The organism is Janthinobacterium sp. BJB426 (assembly GCF_002735705.1).
Taxonomy (GTDB): domain Bacteria; phylum Pseudomonadota; class Gammaproteobacteria; order Burkholderiales; family Burkholderiaceae_D; genus Janthinobacterium.
Genome location: NZ_PDZL01000001.1, coordinates 383,361 through 404,771, shown reverse-complemented (window position 1 = coordinate 404,771; position 21,411 = coordinate 383,361). Strand labels below are relative to the sequence as shown.

Genomic DNA, 21,411 nt, shown 5'->3' with positions numbered 1-21,411 from the left:
CGATGCCAGTCTCTTCTCCTCGCCGCGGTTTTACGCTGGTCGAACTGCTGGTGGTGCTGGCCATCATCTCGCTGCTGCTGACGATCGCCATTCCCCGCTATTTCGGCTCCGTAGAAAAATCGAAGGAAGTCGCGCTGAAGGAAAACCTGCAGGTGCTCAGGAGTGGCCTGGATAAATACTATGCCGACAAGGGCGAATATCCGGCCGCGCTGGCCGACCTGGTGACCCACCATTACTTCCGCAGCGTGCCGCTCGATCCCGTCACGGAGTCCGCCGCCACCTGGCAGCTGATTCCTTCGCCGAATGGCGAGATCGGCGGCGTGGCCGACGTGCGCAGCGGCGCCAAGGGCAAGACGCGCGAGGGCATCCCCTTTGAGCAGCTCTGATTTTCGACGCCGCGCACGGGGCTTCGCGTATATCTGGACCCTGATGCTGGTGGCCTTCATGGGCGTCGGCCTGGTGCTGGCCAGCGAATTGCATGCCACGGCCGCGCGGCGCGACAAGGAACGCGAGCTGCTGTTCATCGGCCATGAGTTCCGCAATGCGCTGGGCCGCTACTACGACAGCACGCCGGGCGACGGGCGGCCCCGCTATCCATTGACACTGCAGGAATTGCTGCGCGACCCGCGTTTCGCCAACGCCCGGCGGCACTTGCGCCGCCTGTATGCGGACCCCGTCACGGGCAAGGCGGAATGGGGGCTGCTGCGGCAGGAGGGACGCATTGTCGGCATCCATTCGCTGTCGCCGCAACTGCCCATCAAGCAGGACAATTTTCTCGACGAAGACGCCAGCCTGCGCCGCAAGCAGCGCTACGCAGACTGGCACTTCACCTATCCGCACGACCTGGTGCTGGCGCCGCCCGATGCCGCCGGCGGCGCGCCCGGACTCAAGCCGAAAGGCGCGAACTGATATCATGCCCGCATTCCATATTCCGCATTGAGCAAAGGAGCAGGCATGAGCATAGGTGGCACTTCCATCGAACAGGCATTGGCATCGCTGTCGGACATGACGGGCGGCATGGTCGCCATCGGCAAGGACGAACATGCGCAACGCATCGCCAAGGCGCAAGCGTTCATGCGCAAACAGGGCATCGCTGCGGTCTACCTGAACGCGGGCGCCAATCTCACCTATTTCACGGGCACCAAATGGTATGCCAGCGAACGCGTGGTGGGCGCCATCCTGCCAGCCAGCGGCGACATCGAATACATCGCCCCCGCCTTCGAGGAAAGCACCTTGACGGGCTTCATGCTCATTGAAGGCAAGGTCAATTGCTGGGAAGAGCATGAAAGCCCATACCAGCTGTTCGTTGACGTATTGGCGCGCATGGGGATCGCCCAGGATGCGGCTACGGCCCCGCGCGTGGGCATCTGCGAAAGCGCCGCCTTCTTCATCTACGACGGCATCAAACCGCTGGCGCCCGGCTATGCGCTGGAAAACGCCCGCGCCGTCACGGCGTACTGCCGCAGCCGCAAGTCAGCGGCGGAAATCGCCCTGATGCAGCGCGTGATGGACATGACCCTGGCCGTACACGTGGCCACGGCCAGCATGCTGGTCGAAGGCATCACGACGGTGGAAGTGGAAGAATTCATCCAGCGTGCGCACCGCAAGGTGGGGGCACCCCGCTCGTATTTCTGCATCGTGCTGTTCGGCGAAGCGACCGCGTATCCGCATGGCGTCAATTACGTGCAAACCCTGAAGGCGGGCGACACGGTGCTGATCGACACGGGCTGCCAGGTGATGAACTACATCTCCGACATCACGCGCACCTATGTGTTTGGCGACATCAGCGAACGCCAGCGCAGCGTATGGAACAGCGAAAAGGCGGCGCAAGCCGCCGCATTCGCGGCCGCCCGGCTGGGCGTGCCCTGCGGCGACGTGGACCGCGCCGCGCGCGTTTCGCTGGAGGCAGACGGCTTCGGCCCCGGCTACAAGCTGCCCGGCCTGCCGCACCGCACGGGACACGGCATCGGTCTCGATATCCACGAGTGGCCTTACCTGGTGGGCAATGACACGACGCCGCTCGACGTGGGCATGTGCTTCTCGAACGAGCCGATGATCTGCATCCCCGGCGAATTCGGTATCCGCCACGAAGACCATTTTTACATGACGGAAAACGGCGCACGCTGGTTCACCGAACCAGCGCACAGCATCGACGATCCGTTCGGCTTGCGCGCTTAAGCCTTCGTCAACGCCAGCCGCCGTGCCGCCGGCACGGTGGCAATCGGCGCCAAACCACCCTGCGCCAGCTTGAACACGGCCAGCGCCGTGCCCAGCTGCACGGCCTGTTCCTGCAGCGATTCTGCCGCAGCAGATGCTTCTTCCACCAGTGCGGAATTTTGCTGCGTCATCTGGTCCATGCTGCCGATGGCCACGCCGATGTCCCCGATGCCGGCGCTTTGCGCCTGGCTCGCGGCGCTGATCTCGGCCATGATGTCGGCCACCTTTTTCACGGAGTCGACGATCTGGCCCATGGTCAGACCCGCCTCGTCAACCAGCTTCGAGCCGACATTCACCTTGGCCACCGAATCGCCGATCAATTGCTTGATTTCACGCGCCGCTGCCGCGCTGCGCTGCGCCAGGTTGCGCACTTCGGACGCCACCACGGCAAAGCCGCGTCCCTGTTCACCCGCGCGCGCCGCTTCCACGGCGGCATTCAAGGCCAGGATATTGGTCTGGAAAGCGATGCCGTCGATCACGCCGATGATGTCGACGATGCGTTTGGACGAGTCGTTGATCTCGCCCATGGTGGTGACCACCTGGCTGACCACTTGCCCGCCTTTGACTGCCACGGACGATGCCGACACCACCAGTTCGTGCGCCTGGCCCGCGTTGGCGGCGTTGTCGCGCACGGTGGAAGTCAAGCTGTCCATGCTGCGCGCCGTCTGATCCAGGCTGCCCGCCTGCGATTCCGTGCGTGCCGCCAGGTCCGCATTGCCCTGCGCGATTTCGGCGCTGGCCACCTGGATGGTTTCGGCCGACGCCTTGATACCGGACACCATGCCGGCCAGCCGGCCGCGCATCTCTTTCAATGCCGCCAGCAGGCTGGCCTGGTCGCCTGCCTCGGTGGCGATCTCCATCGAGAGGTCGCCATCGGCCACGGCGCGCGCGATCTGGCGCGCGTATTCGGGCTCGCCGCCCAGCTGCTGCCAGATGGCGCGCACGACGAAATGCGACACGGCCACCAGGCAGACGATGACGGCCAGCGCCACGACGATGCTGGTATTGAGCGCATTGCGCACATTGGCCGCGCTGCGTTCGATGCCCTGCTTGAATTGCAATTGCGCCTGTTCGTTGGTCCTGGCCAGGTCCGTGTTGAGCACCGCCAGCGCGCCCTGCATGCGTGCCACGGTCGCTTGCGGGTCGCCCTCTTCCATTTCCAGCATGATGCGCGCCGCGCTCAGCGCCGGCGCATAGTAGGCATCGAATTCCCTGGCCAGCCGCTGGCCCTGCTCGCGCTGGCCGGGGATCGCCGCAAAGGCGGTCAGTTTTTCGCGCAGCTTGACTGCCTGGCCGCCGACTTGTCCGATGCGCTCCTTGTCGCCTTCGCTGACGGCGTCGCGCAGGGCATCGCCGACGGCGGCCACGTCCAGGGTCAGTGACTTGGCCATGTCGAGCACGGGATAGTCGGCACTTTCGGTGGCGTGGATGGAATTGAGCGTGGCCGTGGACAGATAGGCGCTGACGGCCAGCCCCAGCCCGAAAATCACGGCCGAGACGACAGGCAGCGCCCATATCTTGCGTTTGATGCTCATTGCTGTCTCCTGATGTATGTGTACCGGGCCGCCGCATGGCGCGCGGCCCGGGCCGGCTTTATGGCGCCGTCAGCACCACTTTGACGCTGGCGTCGACGGCACTCTTTTCGATATAGCCGATGGCTTTCGGATCGGCGGCCACGGCCTTCTTCACGTCGGCGCTATTGGCCACTTCCTTCGGCAAGGTCGCCTTGCCCGTGAAGACCAGCTTGGACCACAAGGCCTTCGCCTGCGACGGTTCCTTGTCCGTCACCTTCTTGTAGAACTCGGCGCGCACGGGCGCGCTTTCCGGCTGGTCGATCGGCGTCATGGCCGTCGATTTACCGAGGAAAAACTGCGCCACCTGTTCATTCGTCATGGCGCCCGCGGCACTCTTCGGATTGACCACCACGACCACTTCGGCCATGGCGGGAACGGCGGTCGACAGCGCCAGCAAGGCAGCCACATTCAAGATCAATGGTTTCATGCGGCGCTCCTTAGAAAACGAAATCGATGGCGGCGGCAGCCACCGTGACGGGGCCATGGAAACCTGGCTTGGCTTGCACGAACAGGCCAGGACCATTCTTCGGCTTGATGCGATCGATCTGCACTTTCAGCGCGGCCGAACGGTGGAAATCCCAGCGCACGCCGATGCTGTCCGTCGATTGCTCGAGCTGGTTGCGCGTATAAGCCAGGGTGTCGACGCCGGCCGACAGGGCGCGCAGGGTCGGCGTGCAGGCGGCAGGATAGCCGGCAGGGCAGGATGCGGGCACGGTGTTGTTCACGCGGCCATCGGCCTTCAGGCTGGCGTGGCTGTAGTAGGGCAAAAAGGCGCCGATGCGGTAGCCGCCCATCACGTACCACGAGGTGCTGTCGCTGACATAGCTGTCCGTCTTGCGCTTCGCATATTCCGACTGCAGCAGCACATTGTTCCAGTCCAGGCCCAGGCCCACGGACGTGAACGACGCCTTCTTGCCCTTGACTTCCAGCGCATCGGCCAGAGCGCCCAGCTGGGCGATCCTGTAGCCGCTGCCGGCCGCGCGCAAGCTGCCCATCAAGGTATTCAGGCTGGGCGAATCGTTGATCGTCAGCCTGGTCTCGGCACGGCCGAAGCGCACGGTGACGGGGCCATGCTCGGCCACCACGTTGAGGGCGACGATGGACTTGCCTTCCACCTGCACGGTCGACGCGGGCCCCGTGGCCAGGGTGGCCTTGGTCCGGCCCAGCGCCAGCTGCGTGGTGATGCTGGTATCGCCCGCGCTGAACTGGTAGGTGCCGTCGATGCCATCGATGCTGTTCAGGGGTACCTGCGAATACATTTCACCAGGAGGGCGCAGCATGGTGTTGGCATAGCCCACGTTACGGTAATCGGAAATCATGAAGACGGGCAGGCCCATGCGGCCGACGCGCACGCTGAAGCTGTCCGACACCTTGGCCTTGGCAAAGGCCCAGGCCAGTTCGGCGCCGAAATCGTCCTCGCCATCCTTGCGCGCCAGGCCCTGCACGGTGGCCGACAGCCAGGGATTGACGGTGACATTGGCTTGCAGTCCCAGGTTGGAATCGACGCCCGTCCGGGCTGTCTTGCTGGCGCCAGCCGCCTGGTTCGGGCGCGCGAACTGCGCGTTATCGGTATCGGCCATGGTCAGGGCGGCCGTGCCGTAACCGCTGATCTTGACCGCGGGACCAGTGGCCTCTTCGGCATAGGCATGGCTGATGGCCAGGGGCATGGCCAGCAGGAAAATCAGGACGTGTTTATTCATAGTAATTAAATACCCGTAGCGGTGAACGTTAATCGTGGAATGGGACTCGCGGTCGATGGCTCACCGGCCGTAAAAGGCCGGGTCCGTTTTTTCTCGCCACCATCGCGTCGAGGAGCGTGCTTGGCGGCGTGACCAGTGAGTAAAACCATGCTACAGAGAAAAGGTTTTACGTTGGAAAGTTTTCTTGAGGCAATGAGCAAATTTGCCCATTTTTACGAAAAAAGCACGCGTTCTAGAGGGGTTTATCTAAATAGCACGCCGTGCAAAACCACACTTAGCCTATATTTTTCATACACTTATAGATAATTCAAGACGAAAAGAAGCGGAATAAAAAAAGCGCCACCCACGCGAAGATCGCGGGTGGCGCCGTTCAAACCAGTCCTGCCGGAAACGCTTACTCGCGCTTCGACACCAGGGTCAGAATGTCGTAGCTGGCCACCAGTTCCTCGTTCTGGTTCGTCACCTGCACGTCCCACGCGACCACGCCCTGGCCCACGCCAAAGACATCCTTGCGGTTGCGGTCGACCTTGCGCTTGCACGTCAGGCGCGCACGGATGGTGTCGCCGATGGCGACGGGGGCGACGAAGCGCAGGTTGTCCAGGCCATAGTTGGCCAGCACGGGACCGACGCCAGGCGAGACGAACAGGCCGGCAGCGGCCGACAGCACGAAGTAGCCATGGGCGATGCGCTTGCCGAACTGCGATTCCTTGGCCGCGATTTCATCGAAGTGCATGTAGAAGAAGTCGCCCGAGATGCCGCCAAAGGCGACGATGTCCGCTTCGCTGACGGTACGGCGGTGCGTCAGCAGCGAGTCGCCCGTCTTCAAGTCTTCGAAGTGCTTGCGGAACGGGTGGATCGGGCTTTCGTTGACGTCCGCGCCGCGCACGTATTCGCCGGTGATGGCCGCCAGCATGGTGGGCGAGCCTTGCACGGCCGCCCGTTGCAGGTAGTGGCGCACGGCGCGCACGCCACCCAGTTCCTCGCCGCCGCCCGCGCGGCCAGGGCCGCCGTGCTTCAGTTGCGGCAGGGGCGAGCCATGGCCCGTCGAATCGACGGACGCCACGCGCTCGAGCACGTGCACGCGGCCATGCGTGGCCGCCACTTGCGGCACCACGCGCGCGGCGATCTTCGGATCGCGCGTCACCAGGGTGCTCACCAGGCTACCCTTGCCGCGCGCGGCCAGGGCCAGCGCTTCATCGATATCGTGGTAGCCCATCATGGTGCTGACGGGGCCAAACGCTTCCACGTCATGCACGGCGTCGTTGCCGAAGGCGTCGCGGCACAGCAGCAAGGTCGGCGAGAAGAAGCTGCCCTCCAGGGCGCCATCACCGAGGGGACTAAAACCGTCGGCCGCGCCGAACACCACCTCGTTACCCTGCGACAGGGTGGCGACCCGTTCGGCCACGTCGTTCTGCTGTTCTTTCGATGCCAGCGCGCCCATGCGCACGCCTTCGATGGACGGATCGCCCACCACCACCTTGGCCAGGCGCTCGCGCAAGCGCGTGCCGACGGCGTCCATCAGGTGCTCGGGCACGATGATGCGGCGAATCGCCGTACACTTCTGGCCCGACTTGCCCGTCATTTCGCGCACGACTTCCTTGACGAAGAGGTCGAATTCCACGTCGTCTGGCGTGACGTCCGGCGCCAGGATGGCGCAATTGAGGGAATCGGCTTCGCCGTTGAAGGGCACGGACTGGGCGATCAGGTTCGGGTTCGTGCGCAGCTTGGCGGCCGTGGCGGCCGATCCTGTGAATGTCACGAAATCCTGGCCATTCAGGCGGTCCAGCAAGTCGCCCGTGGAGCCGATCACCAGCTGCAGGCTGCCGGCCGGCAGCAAGCCCGATTCATGCATCATGCGCACGACGGCCTGCGTCAGATAGCTCGTCGCCGTGGCCGGCTTGGCGATGCAGGGCATGGCCGCCAGGAAGCTGGGCGCGAATTTTTCCAGCAAGCCCCAGATGGGGAAGTTGAAAGCGTTGATATGCACGGCCAGGCCGCCGCGCGGCACCAGGATGTGCGTGCCGGCGAAACCGCCCTTCTTGCCCAGCGCGATGGCCGGGCCTTCGTGCAGCACGTTCGACGATGGCAGCTCGTTGCTGCCCATGCTGGCGTAGGCGAACAGGGTGCCCGTGCCGCCTTCGATGTCGACCCAGCTGTCGGCGCGCGTGGCGCCCGACAAATGCGAAATCGTATACAGCTCTTCCTTGCGCTCGACCAGGTACAGGGCCAGCGCCTTCAGGCGCGCGGCGCGCTGCTGGAAATCGAGCGCCATCAGACCCGGCACGCCCGTCTTGCGCGCATACGTGACGGCTTCGTCGAAGTCGATCTTTTCCGCATGCGTGTGATAGATGACGCGGTTGTTCAAGGCGCTGTGCAGGGGCACGGCGGCACTTTCGCCCAGCCAGCGGCCGGCGATCAGGCTTTGCAGGGTGGATATTTGAGCCATGTGGTTTACTCCTATGTTGGTTTTTACTGCGCCGCAGCGTTCTTGTGCAAATGCAGCGGCAAGGCCGATTCGAAATTCAGGCGCTGGCGGTTCGCCTCGACTTCCGTCAGGGCTTCCACTTCGCGCATCGTCTGCATGGAGCGCACGGCCAGTTCGTGGTACTGGCCCGTGCCCGAGCTTTTCCATTTGATTTCATCGTCGGTCAGCGCGCGGATGATCTTGGCCGGTGTGCCCACCACCATGCTGCGCGGCGCGACGATCATGCCCGCCTTGACGAAACTCATGGCCGCGACGATGGATTCCTCGCCGATCACGGCGTTATCCATCACCACGGCGTTCATGCCGACGAGCGCATTGCGGCCGATGCGGCAGCCATGCAGCACGGCGCCATGGCCGATATGGCCGTCGACTTCGACCACCGTGTCGCAGCCGGGGAAGCCATGCATGACGCAGGTATCCTGCAGGTTCGCGCCCTCTTCCAGGATCAATCGGCCGAAGTCGCCGCGGATCGAGGCCAGCGGACCGATATAGCAGCGCGGGCCGACGATCACGTCGCCAATCAGCACGGCCGACGGGTGCACATAGGCGCTGGGGTGGACGACGGGGGTAACGCCGTTGATTTCGTAGACTTTGACCATACTGACTCCTTACATGCCCAGATAGGCGCTTTGTACCTGCTCGTTATGCAGCAATTCTGGACCGGGGCCGGACAGCGTGATGGCGCCCGTCTCGATCACATAGCCCACGTCGGCAATCGACAGGGCGGCATGCGCGTTCTGTTCGACGAGGAAAATGGTGATGCCCTGGTCGCGCAGTTCGGCCACGATGCGGAAGATCTCCGCGATCAGCAGGGGCGCCAGGCCCATGCTCGGCTCATCGAGCAGCAGCAGTTGCGGACGGCCCATCAGCGCGCGCGCCATGGCCAGCATCTGCTGCTGTCCGCCAGATAAGGTCCCGGCCAGCAGCAGGCGCTTTTCCTTCAGGATCGGGAACAGGCCATACATGCGTTCCATGTCGCCCGCCACGTCCTGTGCGGGACGTGTAAACGCGCCCAGGCGCAGATTGTCTTCCACCGTCATGGGGCCGAACACCTGGCGCCCTTCCGGCACCTGGCAGATGCCGCTGCGCACGCGCTTGTCGGCGCTCATGCGGCTGACGTCCTGGCCGGCGAAGGCGATGCTGCCCGCGCTGATCGGCTGCACGCCGGAGATGGCGCGCAGCAGGGTCGTCTTGCCGGCGCCATTCGCACCCACCAGCGCCACCAGCTGGCCCTGGCGCACCTGCAGGTCGATGCCATGCAAGGCCTGGATACGGCCATAGTGGCTGGTCAGGCCGGCGATATCGAGCACCAGCGGAGTCTGAGGTTTTTCCATCTTCATCATGCCGCCACTCCCAGATAGGCCGCCACCACGTCGGGATTGGCGCGCACTTCGGCGGCAGTCCCTTCGGCCAGCTTCTTGCCATAGTCGAGCACCAGGATATGGTCCGACAGATTCATCACCAGTTTCATGTCATGCTCGACCAGCACCACCGTCACGCCCGATTGCGCCACCTTGCGGATCAGGGCTTCGATCTCGCCCGTCTCCGTGTGGTTCAAGCCCGCGGCCGGCTCATCGAGCAGCAGCACTTTCGGCTTGGCCGCCAGCGCGCGGGCGATTTCAAGGCGTTTCAAGGCGCCATACGACATCTGTCCCGCCTCGTCATCGATATGCCGGCCCACGCCGACAAACTCCATCAAGCCCGCCGCCTCGTCGCGGCAGGCCGCATCCGCGCGACGCACGGACGGTAAACGCAGCATGGACGCGAACAGGTTCTGGTTCAGGCGCAGGTGCGCGCCCACCATCACATTGTCGATTGCCGTCATGTTCATGCACACTTGCAGGTTCTGGAAGGTGCGACTCATGCCGCGCCGCGCCAGCGCGTCCGGCGACATGGCGGCCACGTTCTCGCCATTGAGCAGTATCTCGCCTTTGGTCGGCGTGTAGACGCCGGTGATCAGGTTGAACAGGGTCGTCTTGCCGGCGCCGTTCGGTCCGATCACGGAATGGATATTGCCCTCCTTGACGGTAAAACTGACATCCTGCACCGCATGCACGCCGCCAAAGCTCTTGCTCAGGTTATTAATCGTCAGCATCTCAGACCTCCTGTGCAGATTTAGGCGGTGCTTTCGGCGTAGCAGAACGCTTGCGCGAACGGCTGGCCAGGCTCGGTACCAGGCCTTTCGGCATGAAGATCATGGTCGCCATCAGGATCACGCCAAACACCACCGTTTCCCAGCCTTCAAAACTGGACAGCAGTTGCGGCAGGATCGTCAGCAGCGCCGCGCCGATGATGGAGCCGAAGATCGATGCCATGCCGCCCACCACCACCATCGTCACCAGCTCGATCGAGTGGAAGAAGCCGGCCAGGTTCGGGGTAATAAAACCGATGTAATGGGCGCTGATGCTGCCCGCGATGCTGGCAATGACGGCCGACAGCACGAACACGCGCACCTTGAAACGGGTCGTATCGACGCCGACCACGCGGGCCGCCACTTCCGAACCGTGAATCGCTTGCAGCGCGCGGCCGACAGGCGAATCGATCAAGTTCAGGGCCAGCCACGTCACCAGCAACAGCAGCACGGCGCACACCAGATACCACGATTTTTCACCGGCGATTTCCAGGCCGGCGACACTGAAGGCCGAGACGCCGATACCGTCCGGGCCACCCGTCCACTGCGTCTCGTTGTTGATGACGATGGAAATGATGATGCCCAGTCCCAGGGTCGCCATGGCCAGGGTATGGCCCTTGAGTTTCAGCACGGGACGGGCCAGCAGCAGGGCCAGCAGACCGGTGGCGACAGCGCCGGCGGCCAAGGCAGCCAGCGGCGGCCAGTAGTAGTGCGTGGTCAGCACGGCCGACGCATACGCGCCCAGGCCATAGAAACCCGCGTGACCGAGGCTGATCTGGCCCGTGTAGCCCATCAACAGGTTCAGGCCGATGACGACGATGGCGTTCAGGGCGATGCGGATCGCCACGTCATAATAGAACGCATTGGTGAGGAACAGGGGCAGGATGGCCAGCACCAGGGCGAGCACCAGCAAGCCACCGTGGCGTGAGCGGGTCAAGAAATTCTTCATACACGCTCCGAATTTTTAGCGCCAAACAAGCCTTGCGGCAGGAAGAACAGGATCAATAAAATCAGCACGAAGGGGACAGCATCTTTATAAGCCGACGAGATGTAGCCGGCCGTCATGGCTTCGGCGATGCCCAGGATCAGGCCACCGGCAATCGCGCCCGCGCCACCGCCCAGGCCACCGAGGACGGCGGCGACAAAGCCTTTCAGGCCCAGCATGATGCCCGCGTCGTACGAGGTATACGTGATCGGCGCAACAAGGATGCCGCCCGCAGCGCCCAGCAGGGCCGACAGGCCGAACGAGAACAGCAGCACCTTGCGCGTGTTGATGCCCACCAGTTGCGCGGCCAGCTTGTTGTGCGAAGTGGCCAGCATGGCCTTGCCCATCAGGGTGCGGCCAAAGAACCAGCCCAAAACCAGCACGATGACGACGGTCACGCCCAGCACCCACAGGCTTTGCGGCAGCAGGCTGGCGCCCAAAAATTCGATCGGCGCGTCGCCGGAAAAGGCCGGCAGCGAGTGCGTATCCTTGCCCAGCCAGATTTGCACCAGGCCGCGCAGCACCAGCGAGGCACCGATGGTAATGATCAACAGCGTGATGACCTGCGCATTTTGCGCCGGTTCGATCACGGTCTTTTCCATCAGCAGGCCAACGATACCAGTGGCGATGACGGCCAGGATGATGGCCAGCGGCAGCGGCACGCCAGCGGCGGACATCACGGCGGCCAGCATCCCGCCCAGCATGATGAACTCGCCCTGGGCGAAGTTGATCACGCCGCTGGTGTTGTAGATGATGGTAAAGCCCAGCGCCGCCAGCGCATAGGCGGAACCGACCGTCATCCCGGAATACAGAAATTGTAGAAATTGAGCGACTTCCATGGTGTCTCCATTATGTTCGGCTATGCGCGGGCCGCCTTCAAGGGCAGCCCGCGCAGGTACTTCTGGCTTACATCACTTCGACAATTGCCATTCGCCGTTCTTCACTTCCACCATGCGGAACGCCGACAGGTCCAGGCCCATGTGGTCTTTGGCCGACATGTTGAACACCCCCGTCGTCCCCACAAAACCCTTGGTCGATTCCAGCGCCGCCCGCACTTTTTCGCGATCCGTTCCGCCGGCGCGCTTGATGGCGTCCACCGACAGGTTCAGCGCGTCGAGCGCATAGCCGCCGAAAGTCGACGGATCGATCTTGTAGCGCTCCTTATACGTCTTGTCGTAGCCGACCACGATGGCTTTCTGCGCATCGGCATCCGGCAGCATGGCGCCGATCAGCAAGGCCGGCGTCGGCAGGCGCACGCCTTCTGCGGCCTTGCCCGACAGCTTCAGGTATTCGTCCGACGCCACGCCATGCGACTGGTACAGCGGCAACGCAGCCATGCCCAACTGGCCGTAGTTCTTGGTCACGACCGCCGGGCCCTGGCCCAGGCCGAAGACGAAGACGGCTTGCACGCCGGCGGTGTTCTTGATGCGCGTGAGCTGTGCCGTGATGTCCGTGTCTTTCGGGCCATAGGTTTCATCGGCCACCAGGGTGATGCCGTATTTGGAGGCGACAATCTGCGATTCCTTGCGGCCCGAGGCGCCAAAGCCGCTCGTTTCCGACAGCAGGCCCACCTTGCTGATGCCGCGCTTCTTCATATCCTCGAACACCTTCTCGGCCGCCATGCGATCCGTGTGCGGCGTCTTGAAGACCCATTTCTTGACCGGATCGATGATGACCACGGCGCCCGCCAGCGAAATGAACGGCATGCTGGCACGGTCTACCAGCGGCGCCATCGCCATCGTCGCGCCTGTGGTGGTGCCGCCGATCAGCACGTCGACCTTGTCCGACTCGATCAAACGCTTGGTAAAACCGTTGGCCTTGGCCGCGTCGCTGCCGTCATCGTAGTGCACCAGTTCCAGCTTGCGCCCCAGGACGCCGCCGGCCGCGTTGATCTTCTCGATGTACAGCTGCAGGGTTTTCAATTCAGGGTCGCCCAGGAAGGCGGCCGGTCCCGTGACGGACAGCACGGAACCGATCTTGATGTTATCGGCCGCATACGCGCCTGCGGCGGACATGGCCAGCACGCCGGCGATCAGGGTTTTCTTGAAGATATTGGCAATCATTGTGGTCTCCACCAGGTTGGCACTACGGTCAATGTATGGTTGGCGCTTTTTTACAAGCCTGCGCCTTTTTTACTTTTTATACGCGTTCAATCACTACAGCAATACCCTGCCCCACGCCGATGCACATGGTGCACAGCGCATAGCGCCCGCCAGTGCGCTCCAGCTGGTTCAATGCGGCCATCACCAGGCGCGCGCCCGACGCGCCCAGCGGGTGGCCGATGGCGATCGCGCCGCCATTCGGATTGACGTGGGCCGCATCGTCCGCCAGGCCCAGGTCGCGCGTGACAGCCAGCGCCTGCGCGGCAAACGCTTCATTGAGTTCGATGACGTCCATCTTCCCAATGCTCAATCCCGTTTGCGCCAGCACCTTGCGCGACGCCGGCGAAGGGCCAAAACCCATGATGCGCGGCGCCAGGCCGGCCGTGGCCATGCCCAGCACTTTTGCGCGCGGCGTCAATTTGTATTTGTCCACGGCAGCCGCGGACGCCAGCAGGATGGCGCAGGCACCATCGTTCAAGCCCGAGGCATTGCCGGCCGTAACTGTGCCGTCCGGCTTGACGACACCCTTGAGCTTTGCCAGCATCTCGATCGAAGTGTCCGGGCGCGGATGTTCATCCATCGTCACCATCTTCGGCTCGCCTTTTTTCTGCGGCACGGCGACGGGCACGATTTCACGATCAAAGACGCCAGCCGCGTTGGCGGCCGCCCAGCGCTGCTGGCTGCGCAGTGCCAACGCATCCTGGTCGGCGCGGCTGATGCTAAATTCCACGGCTACGTTTTCCGCCGTTTCCGGCATCGTATCGATGCCGTGCTGCGCCTTCATCTTGCCGTTCACAAAACGCCAGCCCAGGGTGGTGTCTTCGATTTTCGCCGCGCGCGAAAACGCGCTGTCGGCCTTGCCCATCACGAACGGCGCGCGCGTCATGCTTTCCACGCCACCGGCGATGATCAGTTCCGCCTCGCCCGCCTTGATGGAGCGGGCGGCCATGCCGACTGCATCCAGGCTTGAGCCGCACAGGCGGTTGATGGTATTGGCCGGCACGGCCGCCGGCAAGCCAGCCAGCAGCGCGGCCATGCGGCCCACGTTGCGGTTGTCCTCGCCCGCCTGATTGGCGCAGCCGTAGAACACGTCGTCGATGGCAGCCCAGTCGACGGATGGATTGCGGGCGATCAACGCGGCAATCGGCAGCGCGCCCAGGTCGTCCGCGCGCACGCTGGACAGCGCACCGCCATAACGGCCGAAGGGTGTGCGTACGGCGTCGCAGATAAAGGCTTCGTTCATGTTTGCTTCCTTGTTCGGGCTATCAGGAGAAAATCTTCGGGCGCTGGTCGACCACGCGGCGGGCCTTGCCCGTCAGGGTGCGTTCGATGCCGGCGGCGGCCACCAGGCGCACGCGCGTGCTCACGCCCACGTGCGTCTTGATGCGGTGTTCCAGCTCGCGCGCCAGTGCATCCGTTTCGCTGGCCGAGATGGTGGCGGTCAGGTCGATGCGCAGCTCGGCCACCACTTCCAGCTTGTCGAGGTGGCCGTCGCGCGTCACCACCAGCTGGTATTGCGGCGCCAGCTTCGGCATTTTGAGAATCAGCTCTTCGATCTGCGTGGGGAAGACGTTCACGCCGCGAATGATCAGCATGTCGTCCGAGCGGCCCGTGATCTTGCCGATGCGGCGCATCGAGCGCGAAGTCGGCGGCAGCAAGCGGGTCAGGTCGCGCGTGCGATAGCGGATGATGGGCAGCGCTTCTTTCGACAGCGAGGTAAACACCAGCTCACCCTCTTCGCCATCCGGCAGCACTTCGCCCGTTTCCGGATCGATGATCTCGGGGTAGAAATGGTCTTCCCAGATGACCGGACCGTCCTTGCTTTCGATGCATTCGGACGCCACGCCAGGGCCCATCACTTCGGACAGGCCATAGATATCGACGGCGTCGATGCCGGCGCGCGCTTCGATTTCCGAACGCATGGCGTCCGTCCACGGCTCGGCGCCGAAGATGCCCACCTTCAGCGACGATTCAGCCGGGTCCAGGCCCTGGCGCGTGAATTCCTCGATGATGTTGAGCATGTACGATGGCGTGACCATGATGATAGACGGCTTGAAATCCTGGATCAGTTGCACCTGCTTTTCCGTCTGCCCGCCGGACATCGGAATGACCGTGCAACCGAGGCGCTCGGCGCCGTAATGCGCGCCCAGGCCACCCGTGAACAGGCCGTAGCCGTAGGAGATGTGCACCATGTCGCCCGCGCGGCCGCCGCCGGCGCGGATCGAGCGCGCCACCACGTTGGCCCAGGTATCGATGTCGTTCTGCGTGTAGCCGACCACCGTGGCCTTGCCCGTCGTGCCGCTGGACGCATGGATGCGCACCACTTGCTCGCGCGGTACGGCGAACAGGCCGAACGGGTAATTGTCGCGCAAGACTTTTTTATCGGTGAACGGGAATTTGGCCAGATCGGACAGCGATTTCAGGTCGTCGGGATGCACGCCCGCTTCGTCAAAAGCGGCGCGGTAATGGGGCACGTTGTCATACGCGTGCTTGAGCGTCCACTTCATGCGTTCGAGCTGCAGCGCCTGCAGTTCATCCTTGCTGGCGCGCTCGATCGGTTCGAGGTCATTCGGTGCTGGGGTTCTCTGGACCATCTCTGTCTCCTGATTCGGTTCTATAACTGTGTAATTCGTTCCGGCAGTTCAAGCCTGCTCTTGTCACTTCAATTGCTGATGACTTCACCCGCCACGCGTATCGACTTGCCACGGAAGAGCGCGATGGCGCGCCCGTCCTGGTTGCTGACCTTGACGTCATACACGCCGCTCTTGCCGGCCAGCGCCTGTTCGACGGCATGCGCCGTCAGCACGTCGCCTTCGCGGCCAGGCGCCAGGTAATCGATGGTGCAGCCGGCGCCCACGGTGTTCAGGTTGTAGCTGTTGCAGGCAAACGCGAAGGCGCTGTCGGCCAGGGCAAAGATAAAACCGCCGTGGCAGGTCTGGTGGCCATTGAGCATGTCGGCGCGCACCGTCATCGTCATGCGCGCATGACCGGGGCCCACGTCGGCCAGGGCGATGCCCATGGCGGCGGTGGCGTTATCGCGCGACAGCATCGATGCGGCGGCCGCTTCGGCCAGTGCTTGCGCGCTCATGTTAAGGTCTTCATTCGGCATGAAAGCGATCTCCATTGGCAAGTTTGCGGCGCAGCAGCGGCGAGACCCTGTAGCGGTCTTCGCCATAGCCCAGCGCCAGGTGCTGCAGTACGGTGACGATGTGCTGGACGCCGACGGCATCGGCCCAGGCCAGCGGTCCGCGTGGATAGTTGACGCCCTTCTGCATGGCGATATCGACGGCAGCCACCGTGCACACGCCCTGGTTGACGGCGTCTGCCGCTTCATTGGCCAGCATGGCGACGGTGCGCATGACGGCCAGGCCCGGCACGTCATCCAGGCGCGTGACGATGAAACCGGCCGCCTGGAACAGGCCGACGACGGCCGCGTAGGCGGTATCGCTGCACTGGTCCGCACGGGCCACGGCGATGCGCTTGGCACCGGCGTAATCGAGCGCCAGGTCGAACAGCACCGTATCCGGATGCTGGTTGTCGTGCGCGCGCTGGGTGGCGCTGCGGCCATCTGTCAGATAGATCGCGGCGCCATGGCAATGCAGGGCAGGCGCTTCATCGTGTGTCTGGCCTTCCTGCGTCACGCGGCGGCTGACGGTGATGCCCGCGTGCTCCAGGCGCTGCACCAGGCTGTGGATGATGCCGCTGTGGCCACGGCCATCGCCGCCGATGGCTGCCGACAGGGCGACGAATTCCGGGGTCGCTTGCGCGCTTTCCGCCTGCGCCACGGGGGCAACGGCACCTTCGCCATACGGGTAAAAGCCACGGCCCGATTTGCGGCCCAGGAAACCGGCGTTGACCATTTCCTGCTGCAGCACGGACGGCGTGAAGCGCGGGTCGTTGAAATAAGCGCCGAACACGGATTGCGTGACGGAGAAATTCACATCGTGGCCGATCAGGTCCATCAATTCGAATGGGCCCATGCGGAATCCGCCCGCCTCGCGCAGCACGGCATCGATGGTGGCGGCATCGCCCGCCTGTTCGTTCAGCAAGCGCCAGCCTTCCGCGTAAAACGGACGGGCGACGCGGTTGACGATGAAGCCCGGCGTCGATTTCGCATGCACGGGGTTCTTGCCCCAGGCAATCGAGGTGTCGTAGACGGTGGCGGCAACCTGCTCGCTGGTGGCCAGGCCACTGATCACTTCCACCAGCGCCATCAAGGGCACGGGATTAAAGAAATGCATGCCGACCAGGCGTTCAGGGCGGCGCAGCTTGGCGGCAATCGCCGTGACGGAAATCGAAGAAGTGTTCGTCGCCAGGATGCAGTCGTCGGCCACCAGTGATTCCAGTTCGGCGAACAGGCCGCGCTTGACATCGAGATTTTCCACGATGGCTTCCACCACCAGGGCAGCATCGCTCACATCGGCCAGGCTGCCGGCCGCCTGCAGGCGCGCCGTGGCGGCAGTGGCTTCGTCAAGCGTCATGCGGCCCTTGTCGGCCAGCTTCGCATACATCTTGCCGATGTCAAGCAAGGCCTTGCTCACCGCTTCCGCCCGCGTGTCATACAGTTTGACTCTGTAGCCGGCGGCCGCGGCCACCTGCGCGATACCGGCGCCCATGGCGCCGCTACCGATGACAGCGACGATACTGTTATTTGCCAATGCGGTCATATCAATGTCCCTTGAATTGCGGTGCGCGCTTTTCCATGAAGGCGGCCACGCCTTCGCGGTAATCGTCGCTGTTACCGAGATCGCTCATCATGCGCGCTTCCAGCGCAAGCTGCTGCGGAAGGGTATTGGCGCCGCTGGCGGCCAGCGCCTGCTTGGTGTAGGCCAGGCCCTTGGTCGGCGCCGTGGAAAAATGCACGGCCAGCTTGCGCGTTTCCTGCGCCAGTTCCGCATCCTCGACGCATTTCCAGATCAGGCCCCAGTCTTCCGCCTTTTCCGCCGTCAGTTTTTCGCCGAGCATGGCCAGGCCCATGGCGCGCGCCGAACCGATCAGGCGCGGCAGGAAGAAGGTGCCGCCCGTGTCCGGGATCAGGCCCAGTTTGCAGAACACTTCGACAAAACTGGCCGACTTGCCGGCGATGACGATGTCGCAGGCCAGCGCCAGGTTGGCGCCCGCGCCGGCGGCCACGCCGTTGACGGCGCAGATCACGGGCATCGGCAAGGCTTTCAAGGCCAGCACCAGCGGCGCATAGTTCTTTTCCACGGATTCGCCCAGGTCCACACCCTTCGAACCCGGTTCCACGGCGCGGTCGGACAGATCCTGGCCCGCGCAAAAGCCGCGGCCCGCACCCGTCAGCACGAAGACGCGCACGGCGCTGTCGGCATTGACCTTGGCAATCGCGTCGCGCACTTCCTCGTGCATGGCTTGTGTAAAGCTATTGAGCTTGTCGGGGCGGTTCAGGGTCAGGGTGGCGATGCCCTGCTCGATGGTAAAGAGGATGTTTTGGTAGCTCATGGCGTCTCGCTTTTTAATGGGTACGGCAGGGCACCAGCCCTGCGCCGGCTTTATTCAGCCTGATCGAAGTCGACCACGACCTTGTCGGTGAGCGGAAAACTCTGGCAACTGAGGACGAAGCCGCGCGCCACCTCATAGTCTTCCAGCGCGTAGTTGACGTCCATTTCAACCTTGCCGTCGAGGATCTTGCAGCGGCAGGTAGAGCACACGCCGCCCTTGCACGAGTAGCGCATATCGATGCCTTGGCGCAGGCCCGCGTCGAGGATGGATTCCTTGTCCTTGTCCATCGTGAAAGTGGTGTGATTGCCATCCATGATGACAGTCACTTCCGTTTCCTGCACCACGCCAGCATCGAGCTGGGCGCGCGGCTTGTGGGCGTTTTTCGGGATGCTGGCGGCGAACAGTTCGATCTTGATATTTTGCTTGGGCATGCCGGCTGCCTGCAGGGCGGCGGAGACGCCCAGCATCATGTCTTCCGGCCCGCAGATAAAGGCGTTGTCGTAGTCTTCCACACGGATCCAGTGCTGCAGGAACTGCTCGCATTTTTCCTGCGTGATGCGGCCGTTGAACAGTTCGATGTCCTGCTGCTCGCGGCTCATCACATAGACGAGGTTCAAACGCTCCAGGTACACATCCTTCAGGTCCGTCAATTCTTCCTTGAAGATGACGGACGACGAGGCGCGGTTACCGTAGAACAGGGTGAAGCGGCTCAGGGGTTCCGTCAGCAAGGTCGTCTTGATGATGGAGAGGATGGGTGTGATGCCGCTGCCGGCCGCGAACGCCAGGTAGTGCTTGCGGTTGACGCAGTCGAGCGGCACATTGAAGTGGCCCATGGGCGGCATCACCTCGATCGTGGCGCCGGCCTTCAAGGTGTCGTTCGCCCAGGTCGAAAAGGCGCCACCCGGCGTGCGCTTGATGGCCACGCGCAGGGTGCCGTCCTGCACCGCGGAACAGATGGAATACGAGCGGCGCACGTCTTCTGCATTGATATGGGCGCGCAAGGTCAGGTGCTGGCCCTGCTGGAAGCGGAACTGCTGCTGCAGCTCGGCTGGCACGTCGAACGTGACGGCGATGGTGTCGCGCGTTTCGTTGCGCACGTTCGCTACGCACAGCGGATAAAATTTACTCATGCTTCATCTCCAGTTTCTTCGGAACGTGTGCCTGATTTTTTTAGTGGCACTTGAAGTAGTCAAACGGTTCACGGCAAGCCAGGCATTTGTACAGGGCCTTGCACGGCGTGGAGCCGAACTGGCTGGTCAGCTGCGTATGCGTCGAGCCGCAGTTCGGGCAGATCACGTCCAGCTTCGGCATCGCCTGGCGCTTGACACCGCCTTTCAAACCGCTGATGTCGATCACCTGCTGCTGCGGCGGGGCGATGCCATAGCCTTTCAGCTTGGCCTTGCCCGCTTCGCTCATCCAGTCCGTGGTCCAGGCGGGCGCCAGCTGGTTCACCAGCGTCACCTTGGCCACGCCATGGCTGCGCAAGGCATCCGTGACGGCATCGGCGATCACCTGCATGGCCGGGCAGCCCGAATACGTGGGCGTGATCGTCACGATGCAGGCATCACTATCCGTGACTTCGACGGCGCGCACGATGCCCAGGTCCACCACCGAAATGACGGGGATTTCCGGGTCCGGCACGTCACCGAGCCAGGTCCAGACCTGGGCGGCGTCCAGCGCCGCGGCGCCAGCGACCATGTTCATTACCACTCCGCCCCGGGATAGGCGCGCTGCAGAAACTGCATCTCGGCCAGGATAAAACCCAGGTGCTCCGTGTGCGCGCCCTGCTTGCCGCCCTTTTGCATCCAGGCGTCGGGCGCCGGCATGACAAGCGTCGCTTCGGCGAAGATCTCGGCCACGTGTTCGAGGAAAGCCCGGCGCAGCACGTCCGATGGCGGCGCGATGCCGACGGCGACCATGGCCTGGTCGACGGCGTCGTACTTGAACATCTCGCCCGTGTACATCCACAGCTTGTCGGCGGCAGCCTGCGTCTTGGCGTGGCTGTCCGCCGTGCCGTCGCCGAGGCGCACGATCAGGTCGCCGCTGCGGCGCAAGTGATAGGTCACTTCCTTGATCGACTTTTGCGCCACCTCGACGATGCGCGCATCCGTCGATTTCGTCAGTTCCAGCAGCTGGAAATAGTGCCAGCTGTCGAAGAAGAACTGGCGCATCATCGTGTCGGCGTAATTGCCGTTCGGCTGTTCGACCAGCAGGCAGTTCTTGAAATCGTGGGCGTCGCGTAAAAAAGCGATGTCGTCCTCGTCGCGGCCCGCGTTTTCCAGTTCGGCCGCGTAGCTGAACCACAAACGCGTCTGGCCCAGCAGATCCAGCGCCACGTTGGTCAGCGCCATGTCTTCTTCCAGCGCAGGGCCCTTGCCGCACAGCTGCGACAGCTGCTGGCTGAGGATCAGGGCATTGTCGCCCAGGCGCAAAAGGTAGTTGACCTTATCATCCATTGCAAGCGCTCCCATCACAGGTTCTTGACTTCTTCCGGCATCGGGAAGAAGGTGGGATGGCGGTACACCTTGCTGTTCGACGGTTCGAACAGGGCGCCCTTGTCGCCGGGGCTGCTGGCGACGATATCGGCCGCGCGCACCACCCAGATGCTCACGCCTTCATTGCGGCGCGTGTAGACGTCGCGCGCATGGTTGACCGCCATGGTGGCGTCGGAAGCGTGCAGGCTGCCCACATGCTTGTGCGCCAGGCCGTGCTGGCTGCGGATGAAAACTTCCCACAATGGCCATTCTTTGCTCATGT

General features: G+C 63.4%; 22 protein-coding genes. 3 read left to right on the top strand and 19 right to left on the bottom strand.

The features are described 5' to 3' along the window. Positions 1-2: 2 nt before the first annotated feature. The 3 genes from CSQ93_RS01810 to CSQ93_RS01800 are packed head-to-tail and all read left to right on the top strand — an operon-like array spanning position 3 to position 2,178. Positions 3-386: a type IV pilin protein gene (locus tag CSQ93_RS01810; protein WP_099376693.1), complete on the top strand. Its 384-nt coding sequence runs from the start codon at positions 3-5 to the stop codon at positions 384-386. After that, the gene (locus tag CSQ93_RS01805) at positions 373-909 is read left to right on the top strand and encodes a type II secretion system protein (RefSeq protein WP_232731209.1); all 537 of its coding nucleotides are present in this window, start codon (positions 373-375) and stop codon (positions 907-909) included. Before CSQ93_RS01810 ends, CSQ93_RS01805 begins: the two co-directional genes overlap by 14 nt. 45 nt (positions 910-954) lie before the next feature. Further along, positions 955-2,178 (top strand): M24 family metallopeptidase, encoded by a 1,224-nt coding sequence (locus CSQ93_RS01800; protein ID WP_099376458.1) that lies wholly within the window; start codon positions 955-957, stop codon positions 2,176-2,178. Here the strand turns inward: CSQ93_RS01800 and CSQ93_RS01795 are convergent. The 19 genes from CSQ93_RS01795 to paaB form a co-directional block, all read right to left on the bottom strand. Then, complete coding sequence (locus tag CSQ93_RS01795) at positions 2,175-3,752, bottom strand: methyl-accepting chemotaxis protein (RefSeq protein ID WP_099376457.1); 1,578 nt, start codon at positions 3,750-3,752, stop codon at positions 2,175-2,177. The two genes, CSQ93_RS01800 and CSQ93_RS01795, sit on opposite strands and share 4 nt — an antisense overlap. Positions 3,753-3,810: 58 nt before the next feature. Further along, positions 3,811-4,218, bottom strand: coding sequence for a hypothetical protein (locus CSQ93_RS01790; RefSeq protein ID WP_070224256.1), 408 nt, complete (start codon positions 4,216-4,218; stop codon positions 3,811-3,813). A gap of 10 nt (positions 4,219-4,228) precedes the next feature. Next, a complete protein-coding gene (locus CSQ93_RS01785; RefSeq protein ID WP_099376456.1) occupies positions 4,229-5,491 on the bottom strand; it encodes a hypothetical protein in 1,263 nt (420 codons plus the stop codon). Positions 5,492-5,885: 394 nt separating this feature from the next. Next, complete coding sequence (paaZ, locus tag CSQ93_RS01780; RefSeq protein ID WP_099376455.1) at positions 5,886-7,937, bottom strand: phenylacetic acid degradation bifunctional protein PaaZ; 2,052 nt, start codon at positions 7,935-7,937, stop codon at positions 5,886-5,888. 23 nt (positions 7,938-7,960) lie between these two features. Beyond that, positions 7,961-8,575, bottom strand: coding sequence for a phenylacetic acid degradation protein PaaY (gene paaY / locus CSQ93_RS01775; RefSeq protein ID WP_035822296.1), 615 nt, complete (start codon positions 8,573-8,575; stop codon positions 7,961-7,963). A 9-nt stretch (positions 8,576-8,584) separates the two neighbouring features. Continuing rightward, a complete protein-coding gene (locus CSQ93_RS01770) occupies positions 8,585-9,316 on the bottom strand; it encodes an ABC transporter ATP-binding protein (protein WP_092796538.1) in 732 nt (243 codons plus the stop codon). Further along, positions 9,316-10,071 carry an ABC transporter ATP-binding protein gene (locus tag CSQ93_RS01765; protein WP_070311613.1) on the bottom strand — a complete coding sequence of 252 codons (756 nt, stop codon included), beginning with the start codon at positions 10,069-10,071 and terminating at the stop codon, positions 9,316-9,318. The genes CSQ93_RS01770 and CSQ93_RS01765 overlap by 1 nt, the downstream gene beginning before the upstream one ends. A gap of 1 nt (position 10,072) precedes the next feature. Continuing rightward, positions 10,073-11,056, bottom strand: a complete 984-nt coding sequence (locus CSQ93_RS01760) for a branched-chain amino acid ABC transporter permease (RefSeq protein ID WP_099376454.1) — start codon at positions 11,054-11,056, stop codon at positions 10,073-10,075. Continuing rightward, on the bottom strand, positions 11,053-11,931 hold the full coding sequence (locus CSQ93_RS01755) for a branched-chain amino acid ABC transporter permease (RefSeq protein WP_034780386.1): 879 nt from the start codon (positions 11,929-11,931) through the stop codon (positions 11,053-11,055). The genes CSQ93_RS01760 and CSQ93_RS01755 overlap by 4 nt, the downstream gene beginning before the upstream one ends. 72 nt (positions 11,932-12,003) lie before the next feature. Next, positions 12,004-13,155: an ABC transporter substrate-binding protein gene (locus tag CSQ93_RS01750; protein ID WP_099376453.1), complete on the bottom strand. Its 1,152-nt coding sequence runs from the start codon at positions 13,153-13,155 to the stop codon at positions 12,004-12,006. A 76-nt stretch (positions 13,156-13,231) separates the two neighbouring features. Continuing rightward, the gene (gene pcaF / locus CSQ93_RS01745) at positions 13,232-14,437 is read right to left on the bottom strand and encodes a 3-oxoadipyl-CoA thiolase (protein ID WP_099376452.1); all 1,206 of its coding nucleotides are present in this window, start codon (positions 14,435-14,437) and stop codon (positions 13,232-13,234) included. A 22-nt stretch (positions 14,438-14,459) separates the two neighbouring features. After that, positions 14,460-15,788: a phenylacetate--CoA ligase PaaK gene (gene paaK, locus CSQ93_RS01740; protein ID WP_070254579.1), complete on the bottom strand. Its 1,329-nt coding sequence runs from the start codon at positions 15,786-15,788 to the stop codon at positions 14,460-14,462. 68 nt (positions 15,789-15,856) lie between these two features. Beyond that, complete coding sequence (gene paaI / locus CSQ93_RS01735) at positions 15,857-16,282, bottom strand: hydroxyphenylacetyl-CoA thioesterase PaaI (protein WP_442778288.1); 426 nt, start codon at positions 16,280-16,282, stop codon at positions 15,857-15,859. A 10-nt stretch (positions 16,283-16,292) separates the two neighbouring features. Next, positions 16,293-17,861: a 3-hydroxyacyl-CoA dehydrogenase PaaH gene (paaH, locus tag CSQ93_RS01730; protein ID WP_099376450.1), complete on the bottom strand. Its 1,569-nt coding sequence runs from the start codon at positions 17,859-17,861 to the stop codon at positions 16,293-16,295. A gap of 1 nt (position 17,862) precedes the next feature. Further along, positions 17,863-18,654 carry a 2-(1,2-epoxy-1,2-dihydrophenyl)acetyl-CoA isomerase PaaG gene (paaG, locus tag CSQ93_RS01725; protein ID WP_099376449.1) on the bottom strand — a complete coding sequence of 264 codons (792 nt, stop codon included), beginning with the start codon at positions 18,652-18,654 and terminating at the stop codon, positions 17,863-17,865. A 50-nt stretch (positions 18,655-18,704) separates the two neighbouring features. Next, positions 18,705-19,784: a 1,2-phenylacetyl-CoA epoxidase subunit PaaE gene (gene paaE, locus CSQ93_RS01720; protein WP_099376448.1), complete on the bottom strand. Its 1,080-nt coding sequence runs from the start codon at positions 19,782-19,784 to the stop codon at positions 18,705-18,707. Positions 19,785-19,824: 40 nt separating this feature from the next. After that, entirely contained in the window at positions 19,825-20,352 is a 528-nt protein-coding gene (paaD, locus tag CSQ93_RS01715; RefSeq protein ID WP_416208721.1) for a 1,2-phenylacetyl-CoA epoxidase subunit PaaD, read from the bottom strand. 5 nt (positions 20,353-20,357) lie between these two features. Beyond that, the gene (paaC, locus tag CSQ93_RS01710) at positions 20,358-21,125 is read right to left on the bottom strand and encodes a 1,2-phenylacetyl-CoA epoxidase subunit PaaC (RefSeq protein WP_267891625.1); all 768 of its coding nucleotides are present in this window, start codon (positions 21,123-21,125) and stop codon (positions 20,358-20,360) included. Next, positions 21,125-21,409, bottom strand: a complete 285-nt coding sequence (paaB, locus tag CSQ93_RS01705; RefSeq protein WP_034746356.1) for a 1,2-phenylacetyl-CoA epoxidase subunit PaaB — start codon at positions 21,407-21,409, stop codon at positions 21,125-21,127. The genes paaC and paaB overlap by 1 nt, the downstream gene beginning before the upstream one ends. Positions 21,410-21,411 lie beyond the last annotated feature (2 nt).